Origin of the sequence: Erwinia sp. E602, from assembly GCF_018141005.1 — a bacterium.
In the GTDB taxonomy this organism is placed as follows: domain Bacteria; phylum Pseudomonadota; class Gammaproteobacteria; order Enterobacterales; family Enterobacteriaceae; genus Erwinia.
On record NZ_CP046582.1, the window covers coordinates 4,441,983 to 4,463,558 of the forward strand.

Below are 21,576 nucleotides of genomic sequence, written 5' to 3' on the forward strand. Positions count from 1 at the left end.
GCCGGTCGGGCACCGCCGCTATTTTTCAGCGGGGTTACACGTAGTAACGGCCCGGACGGTGGTTCATGGCGATAATCAGATTGAGGATCACCGCACCGGCAATTGAGGCCACCAGCATCTCGCGCGACACCACAAACAGCGACGCCAGCACCACGCAGGTGTCGACGCCCATCTGCAGCTTACCGGCGCGGATGCCGTAACGGTCCTGCAGCCACAGCGCCAGAATATTGATCCCGCCCAGGCTGGCCTTGTGGCGGAACAACACTATAAACCCAATTCCGGTCACCACGTTACCGAACAGTGTCGCATAAAACGGATCCAGCGCCGCAAAATGAATAAACAGCGGGTGCAGCTGGGTAAACAGCGAGACCAGCGCCACCGCGCAGAAGGTCTTGATGGTGAACGCCCAGCCCATACGCTTCACCGCCAGCCAGTAAAACGGCAGGTTGATGGCGAAGAACGCCAGGCCAAACGAGCTTTTGGTCAGGTAGCTGATCAGGAAGGCGATGCCGGCTGTGCTGCCGGTTAACGCGCCGGCCTGCTTCATCAGCGTGACGCCGAAAGAGACCATCAGCGTGCCGAGCACGATAGCCATAACATCTTCGACCAGGCTGTGGGGGACTTTTGCGGGTTGTTCTACTACGTTATCCATCGATCGTGATTTCCGGTGATTAATGCCAGATGCTGGCTGACTCTACGCCAGACACTTTGCAAGAATCGCACCAGAGGCGTGCCCGCAGAGGGATCTCTGAAAGATATAAGAATTAACTGATTGAATGCAGAACGCTTTAAATCGTGATTCCGTGCATATATTTATTAATAAGCGCCAGAATCACGCATTAAATCGGCAAATCGCGCACAGAAAGCGCACCATCCGCAGAGCAGATGCACCATGATGGTGCGCCATTTGCGCCATCATAGTGCATAGCCGGTCAGGTGCGGGTCAGCACGCCGTTCTCTTTCAGCCGGTTCAGCACCACCGAGGTTTTGACATGGGCGATGCTCTGCTGCCCCGCCACCAGCTGGCTGATCAGCGCGCTCAGCCCGGCCAGATCCCCCACCGCCACCTTCAGCAGGTAGTCAGCGTCACCGGTAGTTTTATAGGCGTCCACGATAGCGGATTGCCCCGCCACCATGCGGTGGAAGCTGTCGACGTAGTCGGCGGTGTGGTTAATCAGGCGCACTTCAATCAGGCCAATCACCCCCAGCCCCACCGCATCCGGCGACAGGCGGGCGTGATAGCCGAGGATCATCCCCGACTGTTCAAGGCTGATGCGGCGGCGTGAGCACTGCGAGGCAGAGAGCCCCACCAGATCGCTCAGCTCCTGATTGGTCAGGCGGCCGTTGGTTTCCAGCAGGGTGAGAATTTTAAGGTCGAAATCATCAATCTGGGTCATCGTATTTCCGGCCGGTGTGAGGAACAAACGGCTGACAGATAACCGCATTTTTCCTGCGGATGTCCAACGTTATTTCAGGCAGCGTGCGGAAATGCGCGGTGGATCCGCCCGTTTCAGCGGCTGAAACGGGCGGCAAAGGTGGGTTACTCGTCGTCGTACTGCGGGCCGGCGTAGTTATCAAAACGTGACCACTGGCCGTTAAAGGTCAGGCGCACGGTGCCGATCGGGCCGTTACGCTGTTTGCCGAGGATAATTTCCGCCACCCCTTTCTGGTCGCTGTTTTCGTGATAGACCTCATCACGGTAGATAAACATGATTAAGTCGGCATCCTGCTCGATAGAGCCTGACTCACGCAGGTCGGAGTTGACCGGGCGTTTGTCGGCACGCTGCTCCAGTGAGCGGTTCAGCTGCGACAGCGCCACTACCGGCACCTGCAGCTCTTTCGCCAGCGCTTTGAGCGAGCGGGAGATCTCGGCGATCTCCAGCGTACGGTTATCCGACAGCGCCGGTACGCGCATCAGCTGCAGGTAGTCGATCATAATCAGGCTCAGGCCGCCGTGCTCGCGGAAGATGCGGCGGGCGCGGGAGCGCACCTCGGTCGGGGTCAGGCCGGAGGAGTCATCGATAAACATGTTCTTCTTCTCCAGCAGGATGCCCATGGTGCTGGAGATACGCGCCCAGTCCTCGTCATCAAGCTGGCCGGTACGGATTTTGGTCTGATCGACGCGCGACAGCGAGGCCAGCATACGCATCATGATCTGCTCGCCGGGCATCTCGAGGCTGAAGATCAGCACCGGTTTCTCCTGCAGCATCGCCGCGTTTTCACACAGGTTCATGGCGAAGGTGGTTTTCCCCATCGACGGACGGGCGGCGACGATAATCAGATCCGAACGCTGCAGGCCGGCGGTCTTTTTATTCAGATCCTGGTAGCCGGTATCCACCCCGGTGACGCCGTCGTGCGGCGTCTGGTACAGCGACTCGATGCGCGAGATGGTAGCTTCGAGGATCTGATCGACGCTTTTCGGCCCTTCATCCTTGTTGGCGCGGTTTTCGGCGATCTGGAACACCCGCGACTCGGCCAGATCCAGCAGATCTTCGCTGCTGCGCCCCTGCGGATCGTAACCGGCATCGGCGATTTCGTTAGCCACGGCGATCATTTCACGCACCACCGCGCGCTCGCGCACGATATCGGCGTAGGCACCGATGTTGGCGGCGCTCGGGGTGTTTTTCGACAGTTCGGCCAGATAGGCAAAGCCGCCCACCAGGCTCAGCTCACCTTTGGTTTCCAGCGACTCAGAGAGGGTGATCAGGTCGATCGGTTTGCCCAGTTCCAGCAGGCGCTGCATTTCGCCGAAGATCGTGCGGTGCGGACGGCTGAAGAAATCTTTCGCCACCACGCGCTCCGAGACGTTATCCCAGCGTTCGTTATCCAGCATTAAACCGCCCAACACCGATTGCTCGGCTTCCAGCGAGTGCGGCGGCAGCTTGAGGCCTTCCATCTGTCGGTCGCGGGGCTCGCGGTTTTCCCAGGATTTGTTGGTGGGTTTATTTCCTGCCATAGTGATGCAATTACCGAAAATCGTGTGAGGGGACGGGCAAGTATACCCGTTTGCACCCTTTCCGTCCTCCTCCATTCAGACGCAATCCACAGGAGCTATGATGGCAAAACGTATAGAGTTTCATCAGCACGGCGGTCCGGACGTGCTGCAGCTGGTGAACGTCGATCCGCGCGATCCCGCCGCCGGCGAAGTGCAGGTTGAGAACAAGGCGATCGGCATTAACTACATCGATACCTACATGCGCAGCGGGCTCTATCCATCATCGCTGCCGGCGGCGCTGGGCAGCGAGGCGGCGGGTATTGTTACCCGCGTCGGGCCGGGGGTGGAGGTGCTGAAGGTCGGCGACCGCGTGGTTTACGCCCAGTCCGCGCCGGGTGCCTACAGCGAGGTGCATAACGTGGCGGTGGATAAGCTGGCGCTGCTGCCGGACGCCATCTCCTTCGAACAGGCAGCTGCCTCATTCCTCAAGGGGCTGACGGTTCACTACCTGCTGCGCCAGACCTATGTGATTCAGCCGGACGAAGCCTTTCTGTTCCACGCCGCTGCCGGCGGCGTCGGGCTGATCGCCTGCCAGTGGGCGAAGGCGCTCGGCGCACGGCTGATCGGCACGGTGGGTTCCGCTGAAAAGGCCGAACGGGCGCTGCAGGCCGGTGCCTGGCAGACCATCAACTACCGCGAAGAGGACATTGCCGCGCGCGTCAGCGAGCTGACCGGTGGCAAGAAACTGCGCGTGGTGTATGACTCGGTAGGGAAAGATACCTGGGAAGCCTCGCTGGACTGCCTGCAGCGCCGCGGCCTGATGGTCAGCTTTGGCAACGCCTCCGGCCCGGTGACCGGCGTTAACCTGGCGATCCTCAACCAGAAAGGCTCGCTGTACGTGACTCGCCCGTCGCTGAACGGCTATATCACCACCCGCGAAGCGCTGGCGCAGGCCAGCAACGAGCTGTTCTCGCTGATCGCCAGCGGCGCGATCAATGTTGACGTGCCCGAGTCGCAGAAGTTTGCCCTCGCCGATGCGCAGCAGGCGCACCGCGCGCTGGAGAGCCGCAGCACCCAGGGCTCCAGCCTGCTGATCCCCTGAGCCGCAGGCATAAAAAAAAGAGCCTCCTTGCGGAGGCTCTTTTTTGTTTCTTATTTTATTTTTTGTTTTCGCACTGGTTGTAGGGTCAGCGGCGATGAAGTCGTTTTGATTCAGTGCAGGCATCCTGACAGAAACAGGATGTAAAAAATATGTTTTATTGCCGATCGCGTCCGCCAATGTGCCACGATGTGATCCACTCCGCATTAGCTAAGCCCGCACCGCCAGGCCGGGTTGATTTCAGCGTAAGAAACGGTCACGCCGCGCCGAATCGGGTTTGAAAAAGGTGCGGTACAGCCAGACGGCGGCCAGCGCCAGCAGCAGCCACGGCAGCAGTTTGATCACCATGGCAAACAGCCCGCCGACAAACATCACCAGCGTCGCCACCGCCAGCGCCGCCAGGATGCCCAGCAGCGAAATACCGGTCAGCAACAGCATCATAAAAAAGCCAATGACAAACAGGATCTCCAGCATGTTGCTCTCCACAGAAACAGGGGGTATAGCGGGATATTACAAGAAGCGTGCCAGGTTGGGGGAATGCGTAACTAACTGAATTCTCTGGGCAGGGATGACCAGGACAGCGGTTGCCCTGGTCAATTTAACGAAGGTGTGGTCAAAAAATCAGGCGATTACTCAACGTCCGCCGGCACGCGGTCAGCCACCAGCGCGAGGGCTTTCTCCACCACGTCGACGCCGGCGCCGGGCTTGTGCGCGTTCTCACTCAGGTAACGACGCCACTGGCGCGCGCCGGGAATGCCCTGGAACAGGCCAAGCATATGCCGCGTTACGTGGCCGAGGTAAGTGCCCTGCGACAGCTCCTGTTCGATGTAAGGGTACATGGCGCGCACCACGGCGATCGGATCCGCCGCCGGCCCGTCGCAGCCAAACAGTTCGCGATCCACCTGCGCCAGCAGGATCGGGTTCTGGTAGGCTTCGCGCCCCATCATCACCCCGTCCAGATGCTGCAGATGGGTTTTCGCTTCTTCCAGCGTCTTCACGCCGCCGTTAATCGCCAGCGTCAGCTGCGGGAAGTCGCGCTTCAGCTGATACACGCGCGGGTAGTCCAGCGGCGGGATTTCGCGGTTCTCTTTCGGGCTGAGGCCGGAGAGCCAGGCCTTGCGGGCGTGGATGATAAAGGTGTCGCAGCCGCCCTGCTCCGCCACCGTGCGGATAAAGTCACAGAGGAATTCGTAGCTGTCCTGCTCGTCGATGCCAATACGTGTTTTCACCGTCACCGGGATCGACACCACGTCGCGCATCGCCCTGATGCCGTCGGCCACCAGCTGCGCTTCGCCCATCAGGCAGGCACCAAAGCGACCGTTCTGCACGCGATCGGAGGGGCAACCAACGTTGAGGTTGACCTCGTTATAGCCGCGCTGTTCGGCCAGCTTCGCACACTGTGCCAGCGCCGCCGGATCGCTGCCGCCGAGCTGCAGCGCGATCGGCTGCTCTTCCGGGCTGAAGGCCAGATAGTCGCCCTTGCCGTGAATAATTGCACCGGTGGTAACCATCTCGGTGTAGAGCAGCGTCTGGCGGGTCAGCTGGCGGTGGAAGTAACGGCAGTGACGGTCGGTCCAGTCAAGCATCGGGGCAATCGAAAAGCGGTGTGCAGGGAATTTTTCAGTCATGAAACGCGCAAACTCTGTAGCAAAAGGGGTGACGATATTGTGCGCAATGATAGCACGCTGGTGGACAGGGATATAGCGTTCAGGCGCGGTTTGCCCGCCACGCCAGGCGGACGGTGGCAGCAGCGGTATGCAAACTCGGCGTTTTAGCACAGACGTGATAAAATAACGTTTCAGTCTGGCCTGAGGAGGGAATAATGAACACCACGACTACAGAAAATATCCTGACGCAGGCGGAAGTCATTTGTCAGCAGCGCAGCGTGCGCCTGACGCCACAGCGGCTGGAAGTGCTGCGCCTGATGAGCGTGCAGAACGGCGCGATCAGCGCCTACGATCTGCTGGACCTGCTGCGCGAGTCCGAGCCGCAGGCCAAGCCACCGACCGTCTATCGCGCGCTGGATTTCCTGCTGGAACAAGGCTTTATTCACCGCGTAGAGTCAACCAACAGTTACGTAGTCTGCCACCATTTCGAAGAGCACTCCCACACGTCGGCGATGCTGATTTGCGATCGCTGTGGGTCGGTGAGCGAACAACATGCCGACGGCGTTGAGGCGATCCTGACATCGCTGGCGCTGAAAACCGGCTTCACGCTGGGCCACAGCGTGATTGAAGCGCATGGCTTCTGCTCGGGCTGCGCGGAGATTGAAACCTGCTCTCACCATGAGGCCTGCGATCACGATCACAGCGCACCGGCGAAAAAACGCGGACGTTGAGTTCAGTGCTCCTGCATGCCGGGTGCGGATGCGATCGCTGACAGGGTTACCTGTAGGATAAACGGGATATTTCTGCAGGCAGGTCTGTTGAAGAGAAAACGGGGTTAATGGCGACAGAGCTGTAGCCAGTACAGTAACGGGTCACTACTCAGTGAGTCAGGGGATCTGTTACGGGGTTGGTGAGAGTTGGCACGATCCTTGTGCCTGGGGTAGGAGCCCAATTCTCAGAGGCAGAGATTACCAGCGGTGATCGTTGCGGGTTTCCCAGTCCTTCAGTTCTTTTTCGGCCTGATCTTTCTGGTAGCCGTAACGTTCCTGAATTTTTCCGACCAGCTGATCGCGTTTACCTTCCACGACCGTCAGGTCGTCGTCGGTCAGCTTGCCCCACTGTTCTTTCACTTTACCTTTGAACTGCTTCCAGTTACCGCTCGCTTCGTCTTTATTCATCATATAACTCCCTCAGCTTAGGTTTAGAACAGCCTTTAGCGTATTCGTCTTGTAAGTGCGCCTGATTACCAGATAAAAATCTGGATTAGCGCTGAACACAGAGTTAATTATAGTAGAAACGCGCGGATATGCGCTGAGTGGACGATTAAAAGATAAAATCGGCTCTCCTGCAGGCAGAAAACCGATAAAAGTGAATGTAAATCAGAGACTAAGACTGGGCATCACGTAAGTAACTAAATATTTCCATTATCGTTCAGCGCTGAACCAGGTGCCCCGCCGCCAGTGACGCCGCCAGATCGCCCACAGCGCCAGCCGCCAGCCGCCAGCCGCCAGAGCTGCTTATCGGCAACGGAAAGTAGTTTCATATTGGAGCGGTATCCTTGCCTGTGCGGAACCTGTATCTGGAACTTCACCTGTCACTGCCTGTCGACCTCTGACGGGCTGGACGCGTTCGCCGGGTCACAGGCATCGATCGGTCAGGGCTATATATCAGCACGTCAGCACGTCAGCACAAAGGATATGATCGGTAAGATTGCTGATTCAGGCAGGCTGTCATGCAGCAGGAAAGCGTGCGCAGGAATTCAAAGGGGAAATGCGCAGCGGCGGGGAGGAGGCCGCTGCGTGATGAGCCGTGGTGGGTCGCGCTACTGCCAGTTGCCGTTGCGGATCACGCCCACGGCCAGGCCTTCGATGGTGAGCGTCTGCTCACGCAGGTCGACCACGATCGGCTGGAAGTCCGGGTTTTCCGGCAGCAGCTGCACGGTGTTGCCCTGCTTCTTCAGACGTTTTACCGTCACTTCATCGTCGATACGCGCCACGACCACCTGGCCATTGCGCACGTCTTCGGTCTTGTGTACCGCCAGCAGGTCACCGTCGAGAATACCGATGTCGCGCATCGACATACCGCTGACGCGCAGCAGGAAGTCCGCGCTCGGTTTGAACATTTCCGGGTCCACCTGATAGTGCCCTTCAATATGCTCTTCCGCCAGCAGCGGTTCACCGGCTGCCACGCGGCCGATCAGCGGCAGGCCGTTGACCTCTTCCATCATCAGGCGAATGCCGCGCGAGGCGCCGGAGACGATCTCAATCACGCCTTTACGCGCCAGCGCTTTCAGGTGCTCTTCGGCGGCATTGGGGGAACGGAAGCCGAGCTGCGAGGCAATTTCTGCCCGCGTCGGTGGCATACCGGTCTGGTTAATATGGTCGCGAATCAGGTCATAGACCTGCTGCTGCCGTGCCGTTAATGCTTTCATCCCGCCCCCTGGTTGTTTATACAGTCGACTGTGAGTATATACAGCTATTTCGCCCTTGGGAACCCAAACCCGCCCCGCTGGCGATCAATTTTGCATCAGAGGGGCGTTGCAGAGGTCAGCTGGCGCACTTTCGCCGCATGAAAGTGCCTTTTTTGGATAACTCATTGCAGATTCGGCAGTAACAACATGGCCCAGACAGCGATTGCCAGTAAGATGCTCAGCAGGACGGCGGCGGAGCCCATATCTTTTGCGCGCCCGGCCAGCGGATGCATTTCACTGCCGATGCGGTCCACCACCGCCTCAATCGCGCTGTTGAGAACTTCGACGATAATCACCAGCACCACCGAACCGATCAGCAGTACGCGCGTGACGGCATCAACATCCAGCCAGCAGGCCACCGCCACCGCGATAATCGCCGCGATCGCTTCCTGGCGAAAGGCCGCTTCATGCTGCCAGGCGGCGCGTAATCCTTGCCACGAATAACCGGCTGCTTTTACGATTCGTGTCAGGCCGGTGGCGTTATTTGCCATAATCAGGGAACCCTTTGAGAAGTTTGACGTCGGAGACGGGTGTAGCACAATTTGCAACACCACAGATTCTGTTGGCGCTTTCTGGTATGCTTGCGGCGCTTTGCTAACAAGAGGCTTCATGTTGTCTATGTCAGGTTGGCGTAATTTATATTATAACCTTTTGAATCTGCCAGTTAAATTTCTGGTAAAGAGTAAGGCAATTCCGGCCGAGCCGGTTGCTGAGCTCGGGCTCGATACGTCGCGCCCTATTATGTATGTGCTGCCTTATGATTCAAAGGCCGATCTCCTGGCGCTGCGTGAGCAGTGTCGCAAACAGGAGCTGCCGGATCCGCTGCAGCCGCTGGAGATCGATGGCACCCTGTTGCCGCGTTATGTGTTTATCCATGACGGCCCGCGCCTGTTCCCTTACTACGTGCCAAACCCGGATTCGGTCAAGCTGTTCCATGACTATCTGGACCTGCACCGCAGCCATCCTGACCTTGATGTGCAGATGGTGCCGGTGTCGGTGATGTTTGGCCGTGCGCCGGGACGCGAGGTGCAGGGCGAAAGCCAGCCGCATCTGCGGGTGCTGAACGGCATTCAAAAATTCTTTGCGGTGCTGTGGCTGGGGCGCGACAGCTTCGTGCGCTTCTCGCCGATGGTCTCGCTGCGCCATATGGCCACCGAGCACGGCACGGATAAAACCATCGCTCAGAAGCTGGCCCGCGTGGCGCGTATGCATTTCGCCCGCCAGCGCCTGGCGGCGATCGGCCCGCGTCTGCCGGTGCGTCAGGACCTGTTTAACAAGCTGCTGCAGTCGAAAGCCATCGCCAAGGCGGTGGAAGACGAGGCGCGCAGCAAGAAAATCTCCCATGAGAAGGCCCAGCAGAACGCCATCGAACTGATGGAAGAGGTGGCGGCCGACTTCTCCTATGAGGCGATCCGCCTGACCGACCGCATTATGGGCTGGACCTGGAGCAAGCTTTACCAGGGGATCAACGTCAACGGCGGTGAGCGCGTACGCCAGCTGGCGCAGGACGGCCACGAGATCGTCTACGTGCCGTGCCACCGCAGCCATATGGATTACCTGCTGCTCTCCTACGTGCTCTATCACCAGGGGCTGGTGCCGCCGCATATCGCGGCCGGAATTAACCTGAACTTCTGGCCGGCCGGGCCGATTTTCCGCCGGCTGGGGGCGTTCTTTATCCGTCGCACCTTTAAGGGCAATAAACTCTACTCGACGGTATTCCGCGAATACCTCGGCGAGCTGTTTACCCGCGGCTATTCGGTGGAGTACTTCGTGGAGGGCGGACGCTCACGCACCGGCCGCCTGCTCGATCCGAAAACCGGCACGCTGTCGATGACCATTCAGGCGATGCTGCGCGGCGGCAACCGGCCAATCACCCTGGTGCCGATCTATATTGGCTACGAGCACGTGATGGAAGTAGGTACCTACGCTAAAGAGCTGCGCGGCGCGACCAAAGAGAAAGAGGGCTTCCTGTCGATGGTGCGCGGGCTGCGTAAGCTGCGAAATCTCGGCCAGGGCTACGTCAACTTTGGCGAACCGCTGCCGCTGGTCGCGTATCTTAACCAGCAGGTGCCGGAGTGGCGCGAGGCGATTGACCCGATTGAGGCCCAGCGCCCGGCGTGGTTAACCCCGGCGGTGAACGATATTGCCCAGAAAGTGATGGTGCGCATCAACAACGCCGGGGCGGCGAACGCCATGAACCTGTGCGTGACCGCGCTGCTGGCTTCACGCCAGCGCTCGATGACCCGTGACCAGCTGACCGAACAGCTCGGCTGCTACGTCGAACTGCTGCGCAACGTGCCCTATTCGCCGGATGCCACCGTGCCGGATATGACGCCGGAAGCGCTGCTGGAACACGCGCTGAGCATGAATAAGTTTGAGCTGGAGCAGGACAGCATCGGTGAGATCGTGATTCTGCCGCGCGAGCAGGCGGTGCTGATGACCTACTACCGCAACAACATTCATCATATGCTGGTGCTGCCGTCGCTGATTGCCGCGGTCCTGATGCAGCACCGCGAGCTGAGCCGTGATGAGCTGCTGCGCCAGGTCAGCGTGATCTACCCGATGCTGAAAAGCGAGCTGTTCCTGCGCTGGGATGCCGCAGAGCTGCCGCAGGTGATTGAGCCGCTGGTGGCCGAGATGGCGCGTCAGGGCCTGCTGCTGGTGGAAGACCAGCATCTGCGCCTGAACCCGCCGCGTTTCCGCACCCTTCAGCTGCTGGCCGCCGGCGTACGCGAAACCCTGCAGCGTTATGCCATTACCTTCTCGATCCTCAGCGCGAACCCGGCGATTAACCGCGGCACGCTGGAGAAAGAGAGCCGCACCATGGCCCAGCGCCTGTCGGTGCTGCACGGCATTAACGCGCCGGAGTTCTTCGACAAGGCGGTGTTCACCTCGCTGGTGCTGACGCTGCGTGATGAAGGCTACATCAGCGATTCCGGTGATGCCCAGGTTGAACGGACCCAGCGCGTTTACCAGCTGCTGGCGGAGCTGATCACCCAGGACGTGCGGATGACGATTGAAAGTGCTGTGGCACCGGAGCCCTCCGCCGCTGCCGTGACGGAGAGCGCGATCGCGCCGGAGTAATACGGTGACGCGGTGACGGAGAGTGCGGTTGCCCCGGAGTCATGGGGCAACGCCCTGACCACCAGCCACGCCCGCGGTAAAAATCAGTTAAACGGCAACCCGGTGTTGCCTGCAACGAAAAGGCCGGTCGCACTGAGCCAGTAAAGAGGGGAAGCCCCATGATTTACTGCGCCAGCGCGACCGGCCTTTTTTTCGCCTGTCCCGACGGTAGCCTGATGATGCTAAGGCTCGCCACCGGCGCAGAGCGCGGCTACCAGAGGCTGATAGCGATGCCGGCAAACAGCACCATACCGACGTAGTTGTTATTCAGGAACGCCCTGAAACAGGCGTCGCGATCGCGTCCTGCCACCTGCCTCTGCTGGTGTATAAACAGCCCGGCCGCCAGCAGCATGGACCACCAGAACGCCCCGCCCAGCCCGCTCAGCCAGCCGACCAGCGCCATCAGCGCCAGCGTTGCCAGCTGCAGCAGTCCGACGATTAGCTTATCGAAGCGGCCAAACAGGATCGCCGTCGACTTGACGCCAATCTTCAGGTCGTCGTCGCGATCGACCATCGCGTACAGGGTGTCGTAAGCCACCGTCCAGCAGACGTTAGCAAAAAACAGCAGCCAGCAGACCAGCGGCACGCTCTCGCTGACCGCCGCCCAGCCCATCGGGATCGCCCAGCCAAACGCCGCGCCCAGCACCACCTGCGGCAGGTGGGTGTGACGCTTCATAAACGGGTACATCCACGCCAGCGTCAGGCCGCCGAACGACAGCAGGATAGTCATGCGGTTCATGGTCAGCACCAGCGCGAAGGAGACCAGCACCAGCCCGGCAAACAGCAGTTTGGCCTCACGGCTGGTGACCGCCCCGCTCGGCAGCGGGCGCAGCCGGGTGCGTTTGACGTGGCCGTCGATTTTGCGGTCGGCGAAGTCGTTAATCACGCAGCCGGCAGCGCGCATGGTAATTACCCCCAGCGTAAACACCAGCAGCACGTTCAGCGGCGGCACGCCGTCCGCCGCCAGCCACAGCGCCCACAGCGTCGGCCACAGCAGTAGCACCGTGCCGATCGGCTTATCGATGCGCATCAGGCGGCAGTACGCCGCTAATTTACTCATTGGCAGACTTCTCTCCACGTCAGGATCTCTGCTCTGGCGCCAGGCTGGCATACAGCGGCGAAGCGGGTAAAAACAGTTCGGTCAGCAGCAGCGGCTTGCCCGTGAGGCGCAGGCGCGAGCGCCGTGCCCACAGCGCGCCGTGGTGGCCGACGTCAATAAAATCGCGGGTCAGGGTTGAGCTGGCAAACAGATAGCGCCCCAGCGGCACGCTGCCCAGCTGCTGCAGCTTCTGCTCCGGCCCGACCAGCGTTGACTCCGGCACCAGCGTGCGCGCCACCAGCCAGGGTACGCCGTCGCCGCACAGCTCAATTTCACGCAGCCAGTAGCGCGGCTCGTCAGGCAACAGCGCTGACTCTTCCGGCCAGGCGTCTCCGCCGACAAAGCCTTCGCGCAGCACGTTGACCGTCACCTCACCGCAGTAGCGTTCAAAACGCCGGGTCATTGAGTCAACTTCCATCAGCCAGTCAAGCAGGGGGGCGGTCAGCAGGGGTGAGGATTCGGGCAGCCAGTCGATCGCGCGCAACGGCGACAGCGCGTTCTCAGCCATAACACTTCTCCGTAAAAATGGGGTACCCGAGTGTACCCCATTTTCTTACTCGCGTTTCAGGCGGTTACTGTTCGCCAGCCACAGAGTGCACACCAGGATAAGAATGGCGAAGGTGTAGGCCAGCGTATCCAGCGGATTTTTATGGTCGACGATAATCAGGCGGATAATCGCCGTGATGCCGATATAGACGAAGTAGCGTAGCGGGAAGTGGTAGCCCGACTGGAAGTATTTGACGATCAACGCGATAAATTCAAAGTAGAGAAAATAGATCACGATGCCTTCAATCAGCAGGTAAGACGAGGTCTGCTCGCCGGTGTTCAGCAGCACGTTGGCCAGGTGGATGGTCTCTTTACCGAGAAAAATCACCAGGATCACGGCCAGCGCAATCAGGCCGGCGTTCAGCACCATCTGCAGGGCAAAAGCCAGCCGGGTGGCCGGGGTGTTATGGGCGGGGGGAGTCATGGGTCATACCTCAACGTCATTGTTATCTGGCGGGAAAACCGCTGCTGATACTATGCTTGAGTGTGACGCAGATCACAAGACACCCCGCCGGATGCGGGGCAATAGCGGGGTCAGCGCCGGCCCGTACGGCTAACCGTGGCGGGCCGGCGCTGGCAGGATCAGCGGTAGTTAATATCGCGATCGCTGGTCAGGTCATAGAGGTTGTACTTACGACCCAGCTGCTGGCCACCGTCACGCGTCAGCGGTGTCCAGTTGATCTGGGCGCGGCCGCGGATCGGATCGAGGCTGAACAGATCCATCGGGATGGAGACGTAGAACCCTTTGGTGAAGTCCCCTTCGCCATACTCTTCCGACGAGACGTTGGTTTTGGTGGCGTAGACGCCGACGGCCACGCCGCTGTCGAAGCGTTTGGAGACGTCAACGGTCACGCCCTTATCCTCCGCCAGATACTGCCCGACGCTGGCCTTGACCAGCACGCCCTCGAAGAACCACGGCTGCCAGTAACCGGTCAGATTGCCCACCTTGGCCTTGTAGTTGGTGAACTTCATCATGTTGTCCCAGTCACGCTGCTTAACGTAGTTGGCATCGACGCCAATCGCCCAGCTGGCGTCCAGCGGACGATAGAGCAGTTCACCGCCGACGCCGCCGTACATGGTCTCCAGATAACCACCGTACACCTGGCCGTAGAAATCACCGCCGAGGTGGCGCATGTAGTTGGCCTGCAGGTTGTTGACGTAGGCGTCGTTTTCCACGTACTCGCGGATGTGGGTACGCACCCGCGGCAGGCTCGAGTCGCCCGGCGCGCCGTCGTAGTTAAAGCGGTTGTAGTTGTTGGCCACGTTGACGAACACGCTGCCGTCAATCAGCAGGTGGTTGGTCAGCCAGTAGCTGGCGTTAGCCGACACGCCCACCTGGTACATGTAGAAGCTTTCCGGGCCGCCAACCGACTGGTTGAGCACCGGCGACAGGCTGTAGTCGAGGCGATCGCCGTCGATGTAGAAGCCCTGCTCGGCGTTCTCCGGCAGGTGCGGGTTGATACGCACCTGACGCAGCGTCTCTTCATGCCCCAGCGGATAGCCTTCCAGCTGGCGCTTCAGGCTGACAACGTCGGTTTCGGTGGTCACCTGCGGCATATTATTGCGGATCTCGGTGACGCGGATCTTCTCTACGCCTTCCGGCAGATGGTTGGCGAGGATCACGTTGGCGCGCTCCACGCCGCGTGCGGTGTCGCGGTATTTGGTCTGCTCACCGCTTGCGTACAACGTGTCGCCTTTCACCTGAATGCGCGGCGCGTCGAAGCCGGCGTTGTATTTCAGGTCGGTCAGCTGCGCGGCGGTGGTGGTCGGCTCGAGGAACCGCTCCTGCGGCTGCGGGTTGTAAGCCGGTACCGGCTTATCACGCTGCACCTGGGTATTGTCATTAAAGTTGGTGCGCAGGGTGAAGCCCGCCATAAAGGTGTTGCCACGCTCGTAGCTGACGTTGACGTCCGCCCAGTCGGTGACGCGGTAAATGGCTCCGACGTTGAACTTACTTTTCTGCTCCAGCTTGCCGGCAAAGTCACCCTGGTAATCGTTGCCTTCGTATTCGGCCTTCAGGCGCAGAGGCTGCCACGGCGTCTGGTATTCGATACCGCCGAAGATCGCAGCCGGACCGTGGAAGGCGTTGCTGATGCTGACCGACCCCGGCGTGCCGTTGCTGCCGTCACGGTAGCAGTATTTATCGCTGGCCCGGCAGAACGGGTTAGTCACGTTGCCGCTGTTGCCGAGGTAGCCAAAGCCCATGCCGAGGGTGAAGTCAAACGGCCCCCAGGCCTTGGTCGCCACCAGGTATTCACTGTCAAACAGCCCGGTACCGCCCAGATCGCGGGTGCCGACCGCCACTTCCGGCAGCCAGAAGCCCTCTTCCCACAGGCGCAGCTTGAGGTCAAACGCCTTGTCTTTGTAGCTCTGATTGCCGCTGAACTCTTCCGAGCCGCTGTATTGACGGGTACGGACGTCAGTGTAGCGCACGGTCGCTTCCAGCCACGGGAACAGCGCTACCGAAGCCGAGTAGAAGCGATACTGATCGTTGTTACGGTAGTTGAGGCTGAACTCGCCCTCTTTCGCCATCCGCGCGGTCGGCACCTGCATCAGGCCGACGCCGCCGAAGTCAGACTGTGACGGACCGACAGGTTCCGGGTAAGAAGCCGCCTGTGCCTGCAGCGCGCAGGTGACAGAGAATGAGAGCAGGCTGAGAAGGTAACGTTTTTTCATCAGTCAGGGATCCGGTGCGTCAGAACAGATACGATCTGCTGGTTAAGATCGGCCAGGTCGCGCGGCAGCGTCCAGGAGGAGAAGCCTACAAAGATAATGCTGCCCGCGGCGGGCTCAACGTGGCGGCGGTTCCAGTAGGCGACCGGCACCTCGCTCACCTGCCCGTCCGGCGTTATCAGCTGCGCCGTATTGCGCTCCGCGCCGCGCACGTGGTCACGCGGCTGCAGGTAGTCAGCCACGCTGCGCCCGGCCGCCCACGGCGTTGTTCCGGCACCGTCTACCGCACCGAACAGGGTAACGGAGGTCGGTTCGGCCAGGGTGTAGACGCTGTAGTCACCCACCAGCCGGCGGTTGGCGGAGGACGAGAGGCGAACCCGATCCGGGTCGAGGGAGACCAGCTGACGGCCGGTAACCTTCAGCGCGGCAACCTGCTGACGCACGTTCTCGACCACCGCGGCCTGGGCGGCATCATCATCGCCGCGCAGCGCATCACGCCAGCCCGCCAGGCGTGCCAGCAGCTGCTGCTGTTGCTGCAGCGCCACCGCAGTGGCCTGTTTTTCAGCAATGACCGTGCCGGGCCACCAGGTTTTCCCCTGTAGCGCCGGGCTGGCCACCAGCTGGGCGAGGTTAGCGGCGTGGCTGACCTGTGCGGTCTGCTGCTGGCCGGGATAAAACACCGTAACCTGGCTGTCGGCCAGGGCCTGCAGCGACAGCGAGGCCGCTATCCCTGCGCATAAAGCGATCAGTTTTTTCATGATTTTGCCGGCTTCAGGATAGTGGTGGTCACGGGAAGATAGTCTGCGCCAAGGTCTTGCTCAGTTTTACGCATCTGGCCGCTGGTGGTATCGATCCAGAAGGTATTGCGCCAGGACTTACCGTTGCTGGCCATAGAGACCTCTTCCTGCCAGACGCGGCAGGCGACCGGCTTCCCGGCTAACTGCAGCACCTCATCCTTCAGACGGGTAAAGCGCGAGACGGCTTCGCCGGCGCGCAGCTGGCCCTGTTCGGTCCAGCTCAGCGTTCGGGTCCAGCCGGCCCCCTCGGTCAGCTGCAGCGGGTTACGCAGCGGATCCTGCTGCAGGTTGCTGACCTGGTTCAGGTTGTCGCTCAGGCCCAGGGTTTTGATTACGCGGCCGTTCTGCGTCACCACCATCGCTTTATCGCTGGTGATCCACTTCTGCTGGCCGTTTTCATTGAAGCCCAGTACCACGAAAATTTGCTGACCGTCAGCGACACGCAAATACATGCTGGCATAAGGCAGCGCGTTAATGCGTTCAGCGGTCACCTGAATATCATCGGGGCCAAGGAAAGCCTGGGTCGCGGCGTCACTCAAGCCTTTTTGAGTGGCGGTACAGGCCTGTAACAGCAGGCAGATTAGCAGCAGAGGTAGGTTTCGCACCGGTTAGGATCCCTGAGCAAATAGGTGACGTAAAAAATAACCACACGGACGTGTGGTTATGTTTAAAAGTGATACTTAGCGGGTGGTGCTGGTGGTGGTAGTAGTGGTGGTTCCGGTATTAGAACCGTTACTGCCACCTGCTGCACCGACTGCAACGCCAGCAACAACGGCAACAACGCCGACGCCGATTGCGGTTGCAGCACCAGAAGACAGCGCGCCAGCTTCAACGCCAGCAGCGTCACCAGGTGCAGCAAACGCAGCAGAAGCACCCACTAAATACACAGAGGCTGCAGCAGCCCATAACAGTTTTTTCATTGCACTTTCCTTCATGAAATGAATGAACACCGGGGCCAGAATGGAACCCGGCACTCATAGTATGGGGAATAAAACTCCAGAAATCAGCGGACTAATAATAGTCGCTTTAGCCGGTCAGTTTCACTAATCCATGCTCAACAAACCGCTTTTTTGCACATTAAATTATGCAAAATAGCCATTTTACGAAACTTAATGCCAATTAAAGGCGGCAACAACACCCTGTTATGGTAAAAGCGCCTTAAATCAGATTAAGCACGACATGATGGTAATAATTAGTCATTTTTGCAAATAAAAGTTTATAAAATCATCCAGTTAAACTTTACATTAGCGGACATAACTAGAGATAAACGCGGGATATTTTCAAAAAAATCGGCGTAAAATGCGAGGAAAAAAAACGCATTTTAAGATTAATCCTAGAGAGGGGGCGCACAGTTTCCACACGCCGATGCTGGAAAAAACGAAAAAAGACGACTGTTAAAAAACCCCGGTTGCCCGGGGTGGTGATGCGGTTCTGCGATAAGCCCGATTAACGCCAGGACTTATAACGGTTAATCAGGCCGTTAGTTGAGCTGTCGTGGCTGGTTACCTCTGTACCATCGGCCAGTTCAGGCAGAATACGGTTCGCCAGCTGTTTGCCCAGCTCCACGCCCCACTGATCGAAGGTGAAGATGTTCAGAATCGCACCCTGAGTGAAAATCTTGTGCTCATACAGAGCAATTAACGCGCCGAGGCTGAACGGCGTCACGTCGCGCAGCAGGATCGAGTTGGTCGGACGGTTGCCTTCAAACACCTTGAACGGCGCCACGTGCTCAACGGCGCTGGCGGCCAGACCGGCATCGGCAAACTCTTTCTCCACCACGTCACGGCTCTTACCAAAGGCCAGCGCCTCGGTCTGCGCGAAGAAGTTGGACAGCAGCTTATTGTGATGGTCGCCCAGCTTGTTGTGGGTGATCGCCGGCGCGATAAAGTCGCACGGGATGAGCTTGGTGCCCTGGTGGATCAGCTGGTAGAACGCGTGCTGGCCGTTGGTGCCCGGCTCGCCCCAGATGATCGGGCCGGTCTGGTAATCCACCGGGTTGCCGTTACGGTCAACGTACTTGCCGTTAGACTCCATATTGCCCTGCTGGAAGTAGGCGGCAAAACGGTGCAGATACTGGTCGTACGGCAGGATCGCTTCGGTTTCAGCACCGAAGAAGTTGTTGTACCAGATGCCGATCAGCGCCAGCAGCACCGGCAGGTTCTGCTCAGCCGGGGTATTGGCGAAGTGCTGATCCATCGCGTGTGCGCCGCTCAGCAGCTGCTCAAAGTTGTCATAACCGATGGAGAGCACGATCGACAGACCAATCGCCGACCACAGCGAGTAGCGGCCGCCAACCCAGTCCCAGAACTCGAACATGTTGTCGGTATCGATACCGAACTCCGCCACCGCCTTGCCGTTGGTGGACAGCGCGGCGAAATGCTTCGCGACGTGCTGCTGGTCGCCGGCCGCTTTGAGGAACCAGTCGCGCGCGCTCAGGGCGTTGGTCATGGTCTCCTGGGTGGTGAAGGTTTTGGAGGCCACGAGGAACAGCGTGGTTTCCGGGCTGAGGTCCTTCAGCGTTTCGGCGATATGGGTGCCGTCCACGTTGGAGACGAAATGCATATTCAGGTGGTTTTTGTACGGGCGCAGCGCTTCGGTGGCCATAAACGGACCGAGATCCGAGCCGCCGATGCCGATATTCACCACGTCGGTGATCGCTTTACCGGTATAGCCTTTCCAGTCACCGCTGATGATGCGCTCAGAGAAGCCCTTCATCTTTTCCAGCACCGCGTTGACTTCCGGCATCACGTCTTTGCCATCGACCAGGATTGGCGTGTTGCTGCGGTTACGCAGCGCAACGTGCAGTACCGCGCGATCTTCAGTGCGGTTGATCTTCTCACCGGAAAACATTGATTTGATTGCCGACTGCAGGTCAGTCTCTTTTGCCAGCGCCTGCAGCTTATCGAGGGTCTCGCGGGTGATACGGTTCTTGGAGTAGTCCACCAGGATCTGATCGTCGAAGGTGGCGGAGAACGCGGTGAAACGGGCGCTATCCTTAGCAAACAGGTCAGCAATTTGCACATCTTTCATCTGTTCAAAATGCTGCTGCAGATCCTGCCAGGCAGCGGTTTGTGTCGGATTGATATTTTTCATAGCAACACACTCTTTTTATTTAAGAATCGTAAATCAGCCGGACGACAGTGTACGCGTTCGTCGCGCGACGCTGACCTTTTCCTGTAACAGGCACGAGCTATCATTGCGGCGTCGTCCGGGCGGTATCGTTATGCTAACTGCGGATGATTCGCACTAATCGTTTCAGTATGACGGCATCAGGCTGAAAATTATAGTCCGTGATGTGCGCAGAAAAATTGATGTTTTCGCCCAGACGGGCGTTTTTTTTGCCGCTGGCGATTAGCAGCGGTAATACCGCCAGCCCCTTCAGGAATATCAGTAATCATCGGCCGACTGTCGTTGACAGCGGGGGGATAAACCGATATTTCTATGCGCCTGTTTGCGCACCCGTGCGCAACCTGGAAGAGGCGCGTCGCCCAGGCAGTGTGTTGGAGGAACCGTATCCAGCGAAGGCATATGATGGGGTGCGACGCCGAGGTATTACCCACGCGGAGTGGGACGTATCGACCACAGGGGCTGAATCCTCTGGGTTGTCACCGGAACGTCTGATGAACAGACGTTTTGCAAGGTGGGGCGCTTCCGGGTGACTCGTAGTTTCTACGTCTGACCCGTTCCTGCTCTCCCCCTTGTGCCAAGGCTGATGGAAAATATCCTGACACGAGGTAGTCATGTCTCAAAATCTGATCGTAGCGAAGTTTGGCGGCACCAGCGTGGCCGATTTTACCGCTATGAATCGCAGCGCCGATGTGGTGCTGTCCAACCCGGACGTGCGTCTGGTCGTTCTCTCCGCCTCTGCGGGTGTAACCAATCTTTTAGTGACGCTGGCTGAAGGTAAACAGCTGGAGGAACGCGCGTACCTGCTGGACGATATCCGCCGCATTCAGTACGCCATTATCGACTGCCTGCAAGAGCCCGGCGTAATCAGCGATGAGATCGACCGCATGCTGGAGAATATCGCCATGCTGGCCGAGGCCACCGCGCTGGCGACCTCCACCGCGCTGACCGACGAGCTGGTCAGCCACGGCGAATTGATGTCGACCCTGCTGTTCGTTGAAATCCTGCGCGAGCGCCAGGTTAACGCCGAGTGGTTTGACGTGCGTAAAGTGATGCGCACCAACGATCGTTTTGGCCGTGCCGAGCCGGAGATCGCTACCCTGTCGACGCTGGCGTCGACCCAGCTGCAGCCACGTATTGCCGAAGCGCTGGTGGTAACCCAGGGCTTTATCGGTAGCGAAGATAAAGGCCGCACCACCACCCTTGGCCGCGGCGGCAGCGACTATACCGCTGCCCTGCTCGGCGAAGCGCTGGGTGCCAGCCGTATTGATATCTGGACCGACGTACCGGGCATCTACACCACCGATCCGCGCGTGGTGTCTGCCGCCAAGCGTATCGATGAGATTACCTTTGAAGAAGCCGCTGAGATGGCCACCTTCGGAGCCAAAGTGCTGCACCCGGCGACCATTCTGCCGGCCGTGCGCAGCGATATTCCGGTGTTTGTCGGTTCGAGCAAAGATCCATCCGCCGGCGGCACGCTGGTGTGCAATAAGGGCCAGAACCCGCCGCTGTTCCGCGCGCTGGCGCTGCGTCGTCGTCAGACGCTGCTGACCCTGCACAGCATGAACATGCTGCACGCGCGCGGGTTCCTTGCCGAGGTGTTCAATATCCTCGCGCGCCACAGTATCTCGGTGGACCTGATCACCACCTCTGAAGTGAGCGTGGCGCTGACGCTGGATACCACCGGGTCGACCTCGACCGGCGACAGTCTGCTGACTCAGGCGCTGCTGACCGAGCTGTCATCGCTGTGCCGGGTGGAAGTGGAAGAGAACCTGGCGCTGATCGCGCTGATCGGCAACAAACTCTCCCAGGCCTGCGGCGTAGGCAAAGAGGTGTTTGGCGTGCTGGAAGGGTTCAATCTGCGGATGATCTGCTACGGTGCCAGCAGCTATAACCTGTGCTTCCTGGTCCCAGGCCAGGACGCGGAGCAGGTGGTTCAGCGGCTGCACCGCAACCTGTTCGAGTAATCGGGTCACTGAGTCATCGCGAAACCGGGCCTGGCCCGGTTTTTTTACGCCCGGAATAAACAGGCGGTCTCTGGCCCGCGCCTCGCCCCGCGTTAGCCGATCGCACTGCTTTCACCGCACTGACTTAGCTTTTT

At 59.3% G+C, this 21,576-nt stretch carries 21 protein-coding genes and 1 riboswitch; of the genes, 5 read left to right on the forward strand and 16 right to left on the reverse strand.

Features of this window, described 5'->3' with window-relative positions; genetic code table 11:
* Positions 1-34: 34 nt before the first annotated feature.
* The 3 genes from GKQ23_RS21985 to dnaB all read right to left on the reverse strand — a co-directional run bounded on the left by GKQ23_RS21985 (position 35) and on the right by dnaB (position 2,956).
* A complete protein-coding gene (locus GKQ23_RS21985) occupies positions 35-652 on the reverse strand; it encodes a YitT family protein (RefSeq protein WP_056235070.1) in 618 nt (205 codons plus the stop codon).
* Positions 653-932: 280 nt separating this feature from the next.
* Positions 933-1,397, reverse strand: a complete 465-nt coding sequence (locus GKQ23_RS21990) for an Lrp/AsnC family transcriptional regulator (protein ID WP_056235068.1) — start codon at positions 1,395-1,397, stop codon at positions 933-935.
* Between the two features lie 143 nt (positions 1,398-1,540).
* Positions 1,541-2,956 (reverse strand): replicative DNA helicase, encoded by a 1,416-nt coding sequence (gene dnaB, locus GKQ23_RS21995; protein ID WP_056235065.1) that lies wholly within the window; start codon positions 2,954-2,956, stop codon positions 1,541-1,543.
* Between the two features lie 100 nt (positions 2,957-3,056).
* Between dnaB and GKQ23_RS22000 the strand changes: the two genes are divergently transcribed.
* A complete protein-coding gene (locus GKQ23_RS22000; protein ID WP_212409441.1) occupies positions 3,057-4,037 on the forward strand; it encodes a quinone oxidoreductase in 981 nt (326 codons plus the stop codon).
* 237 nt (positions 4,038-4,274) lie between these two features.
* On the opposite strand, the gene pspG is transcribed toward GKQ23_RS22000, so the two are convergent.
* Positions 4,275-4,505 carry an envelope stress response protein PspG gene (gene pspG, locus GKQ23_RS22005; RefSeq protein ID WP_212411930.1) on the reverse strand — a complete coding sequence of 77 codons (231 nt, stop codon included), beginning with the start codon at positions 4,503-4,505 and terminating at the stop codon, positions 4,275-4,277.
* Positions 4,506-4,663: 158 nt separating this feature from the next.
* Positions 4,664-5,662, reverse strand: coding sequence for a tRNA dihydrouridine(20/20a) synthase DusA (dusA, locus tag GKQ23_RS22010; protein ID WP_101506421.1), 999 nt, complete (start codon positions 5,660-5,662; stop codon positions 4,664-4,666).
* Between the two features lie 194 nt (positions 5,663-5,856).
* Between dusA and zur the strand changes: the two genes are divergently transcribed.
* The gene (zur, locus tag GKQ23_RS22015; protein WP_056235055.1) at positions 5,857-6,372 is read left to right on the forward strand and encodes a zinc uptake transcriptional repressor Zur; all 516 of its coding nucleotides are present in this window, start codon (positions 5,857-5,859) and stop codon (positions 6,370-6,372) included.
* A gap of 237 nt (positions 6,373-6,609) precedes the next feature.
* Here the strand turns inward: zur and GKQ23_RS22020 are convergent, their stop codons facing one another.
* From GKQ23_RS22020 to GKQ23_RS22030, 3 genes are all read right to left on the reverse strand, one after another.
* Positions 6,610-6,819: a CsbD family protein gene (locus tag GKQ23_RS22020; protein ID WP_056235052.1), complete on the reverse strand. Its 210-nt coding sequence runs from the start codon at positions 6,817-6,819 to the stop codon at positions 6,610-6,612.
* Between the two features lie 644 nt (positions 6,820-7,463).
* The gene (gene lexA, locus GKQ23_RS22025) at positions 7,464-8,072 is read right to left on the reverse strand and encodes a transcriptional repressor LexA (RefSeq protein ID WP_056235050.1); all 609 of its coding nucleotides are present in this window, start codon (positions 8,070-8,072) and stop codon (positions 7,464-7,466) included.
* Between the two features lie 161 nt (positions 8,073-8,233).
* Positions 8,234-8,602 (reverse strand): diacylglycerol kinase, encoded by a 369-nt coding sequence (locus GKQ23_RS22030; RefSeq protein ID WP_212409442.1) that lies wholly within the window; start codon positions 8,600-8,602, stop codon positions 8,234-8,236.
* Between the two features lie 127 nt (positions 8,603-8,729).
* On the opposite strand from GKQ23_RS22030, the gene plsB reads away from it, so the two are divergent.
* Both plsB and GKQ23_RS24110 read left to right on the forward strand, forming a co-directional pair.
* A complete protein-coding gene (plsB, locus tag GKQ23_RS22035) occupies positions 8,730-11,195 on the forward strand; it encodes a glycerol-3-phosphate 1-O-acyltransferase PlsB (protein WP_212411932.1) in 2,466 nt (821 codons plus the stop codon).
* Between the two features lie 12 nt (positions 11,196-11,207).
* Entirely contained in the window at positions 11,208-11,339 is a 132-nt protein-coding gene (locus tag GKQ23_RS24110) for a hypothetical protein (protein ID WP_256442826.1), read from the forward strand.
* Between the two features lie 106 nt (positions 11,340-11,445).
* On the opposite strand, the gene ubiA is transcribed toward GKQ23_RS24110, so the two are convergent.
* The 8 genes from ubiA to pgi form a co-directional block, all read right to left on the reverse strand.
* A complete protein-coding gene (ubiA, locus tag GKQ23_RS22040) occupies positions 11,446-12,312 on the reverse strand; it encodes a 4-hydroxybenzoate octaprenyltransferase (RefSeq protein WP_212409443.1) in 867 nt (288 codons plus the stop codon).
* A 1-nt stretch (position 12,313) separates the two neighbouring features.
* Positions 12,314-12,841 (reverse strand): chorismate lyase, encoded by a 528-nt coding sequence (gene ubiC, locus GKQ23_RS22045; protein WP_056235041.1) that lies wholly within the window; start codon positions 12,839-12,841, stop codon positions 12,314-12,316.
* Between the two features lie 45 nt (positions 12,842-12,886).
* Positions 12,887-13,303: a phosphate-starvation-inducible protein PsiE gene (gene psiE, locus GKQ23_RS22050; RefSeq protein ID WP_056235038.1), complete on the reverse strand. Its 417-nt coding sequence runs from the start codon at positions 13,301-13,303 to the stop codon at positions 12,887-12,889.
* Between the two features lie 158 nt (positions 13,304-13,461).
* Positions 13,462-15,555 (reverse strand): YjbH domain-containing protein, encoded by a 2,094-nt coding sequence (locus GKQ23_RS22055; RefSeq protein ID WP_056235036.1) that lies wholly within the window; start codon positions 15,553-15,555, stop codon positions 13,462-13,464.
* Entirely contained in the window at positions 15,555-16,310 is a 756-nt protein-coding gene (locus GKQ23_RS22060; protein ID WP_101506423.1) for a capsule biosynthesis GfcC D2 domain-containing protein, read from the reverse strand. The genes GKQ23_RS22055 and GKQ23_RS22060 overlap by 1 nt, the downstream gene beginning before the upstream one ends.
* The gene (locus tag GKQ23_RS22065) at positions 16,307-16,954 is read right to left on the reverse strand and encodes a YjbF family lipoprotein (protein WP_212409444.1); all 648 of its coding nucleotides are present in this window, start codon (positions 16,952-16,954) and stop codon (positions 16,307-16,309) included. The genes GKQ23_RS22060 and GKQ23_RS22065 overlap by 4 nt, the downstream gene beginning before the upstream one ends.
* A 75-nt stretch (positions 16,955-17,029) precedes the next feature.
* Positions 17,030-17,269: an exopolysaccharide production protein YjbE gene (gene yjbE, locus GKQ23_RS22070; protein ID WP_072166337.1), complete on the reverse strand. Its 240-nt coding sequence runs from the start codon at positions 17,267-17,269 to the stop codon at positions 17,030-17,032.
* 526 nt (positions 17,270-17,795) lie between these two features.
* Complete coding sequence (gene pgi / locus GKQ23_RS22075) at positions 17,796-19,442, reverse strand: glucose-6-phosphate isomerase (RefSeq protein ID WP_056235028.1); 1,647 nt, start codon at positions 19,440-19,442, stop codon at positions 17,796-17,798.
* 373 nt (positions 19,443-19,815) lie between these two features.
* Positions 19,816-20,008, forward strand: a riboswitch (Lysine riboswitch).
* An 81-nt stretch (positions 20,009-20,089) separates the two neighbouring features.
* On the opposite strand from pgi, the gene lysC reads away from it, so the two are divergent.
* Positions 20,090-21,442, forward strand: a complete 1,353-nt coding sequence (gene lysC, locus GKQ23_RS22080) for a lysine-sensitive aspartokinase 3 (protein ID WP_056235025.1) — start codon at positions 20,090-20,092, stop codon at positions 21,440-21,442.
* Positions 21,443-21,576: the final 134 nt, after the last annotated feature.

Bases quoted from the DNA above. Each gene is read 5' to 3' on its own strand.
- GKQ23_RS21985 (WP_056235070.1), bottom strand. From the start codon at position 652: ATGGATAACGTAGTAGAACAACCCGCAAAAGTCCCCCACAGCCTGGTC.
- GKQ23_RS21990 (WP_056235068.1), bottom strand. From the start codon at position 1,397: ATGACCCAGATTGATGATTTCGACCTTAAAATTCTCACCCTGCTGGAA.
- dnaB (WP_056235065.1), bottom strand. From the start codon at position 2,956: ATGGCAGGAAATAAACCCACCAACAAATCCTGGGAAAACCGCGAGCCC.
- GKQ23_RS22000 (WP_212409441.1), top strand. From the start codon at position 3,057: ATGGCAAAACGTATAGAGTTTCATCAGCACGGCGGTCCGGACGTGCTG.
- dusA (WP_101506421.1), bottom strand. From the start codon at position 5,662: ATGACTGAAAAATTCCCTGCACACCGCTTTTCGATTGCCCCGATGCTT.
- zur (WP_056235055.1), top strand. From the start codon at position 5,857: ATGAACACCACGACTACAGAAAATATCCTGACGCAGGCGGAAGTCATT.
- GKQ23_RS22020 (WP_056235052.1), bottom strand. From the start codon at position 6,819: ATGAATAAAGACGAAGCGAGCGGTAACTGGAAGCAGTTCAAAGGTAAA.
- lexA (WP_056235050.1), bottom strand. From the start codon at position 8,072: ATGAAAGCATTAACGGCACGGCAGCAGCAGGTCTATGACCTGATTCGC.
- GKQ23_RS22030 (WP_212409442.1), bottom strand. From the start codon at position 8,602: ATGGCAAATAACGCCACCGGCCTGACACGAATCGTAAAAGCAGCCGGT.
- plsB (WP_212411932.1), top strand. From the start codon at position 8,730: ATGTCAGGTTGGCGTAATTTATATTATAACCTTTTGAATCTGCCAGTT.
- ubiC (WP_056235041.1), bottom strand. From the start codon at position 12,841: ATGGCTGAGAACGCGCTGTCGCCGTTGCGCGCGATCGACTGGCTGCCC.
- psiE (WP_056235038.1), bottom strand. From the start codon at position 13,303: ATGACTCCCCCCGCCCATAACACCCCGGCCACCCGGCTGGCTTTTGCC.
- GKQ23_RS22055 (WP_056235036.1), bottom strand. From the start codon at position 15,555: ATGAAAAAACGTTACCTTCTCAGCCTGCTCTCATTCTCTGTCACCTGC.
- GKQ23_RS22060 (WP_101506423.1), bottom strand. From the start codon at position 16,310: ATGAAAAAACTGATCGCTTTATGCGCAGGGATAGCGGCCTCGCTGTCG.
- yjbE (WP_072166337.1), bottom strand. From the start codon at position 17,269: ATGAAAAAACTGTTATGGGCTGCTGCAGCCTCTGTGTATTTAGTGGGT.
- pgi (WP_056235028.1), bottom strand. From the start codon at position 19,442: ATGAAAAATATCAATCCGACACAAACCGCTGCCTGGCAGGATCTGCAG.
- lysC (WP_056235025.1), top strand. From the start codon at position 20,090: ATGTCTCAAAATCTGATCGTAGCGAAGTTTGGCGGCACCAGCGTGGCC.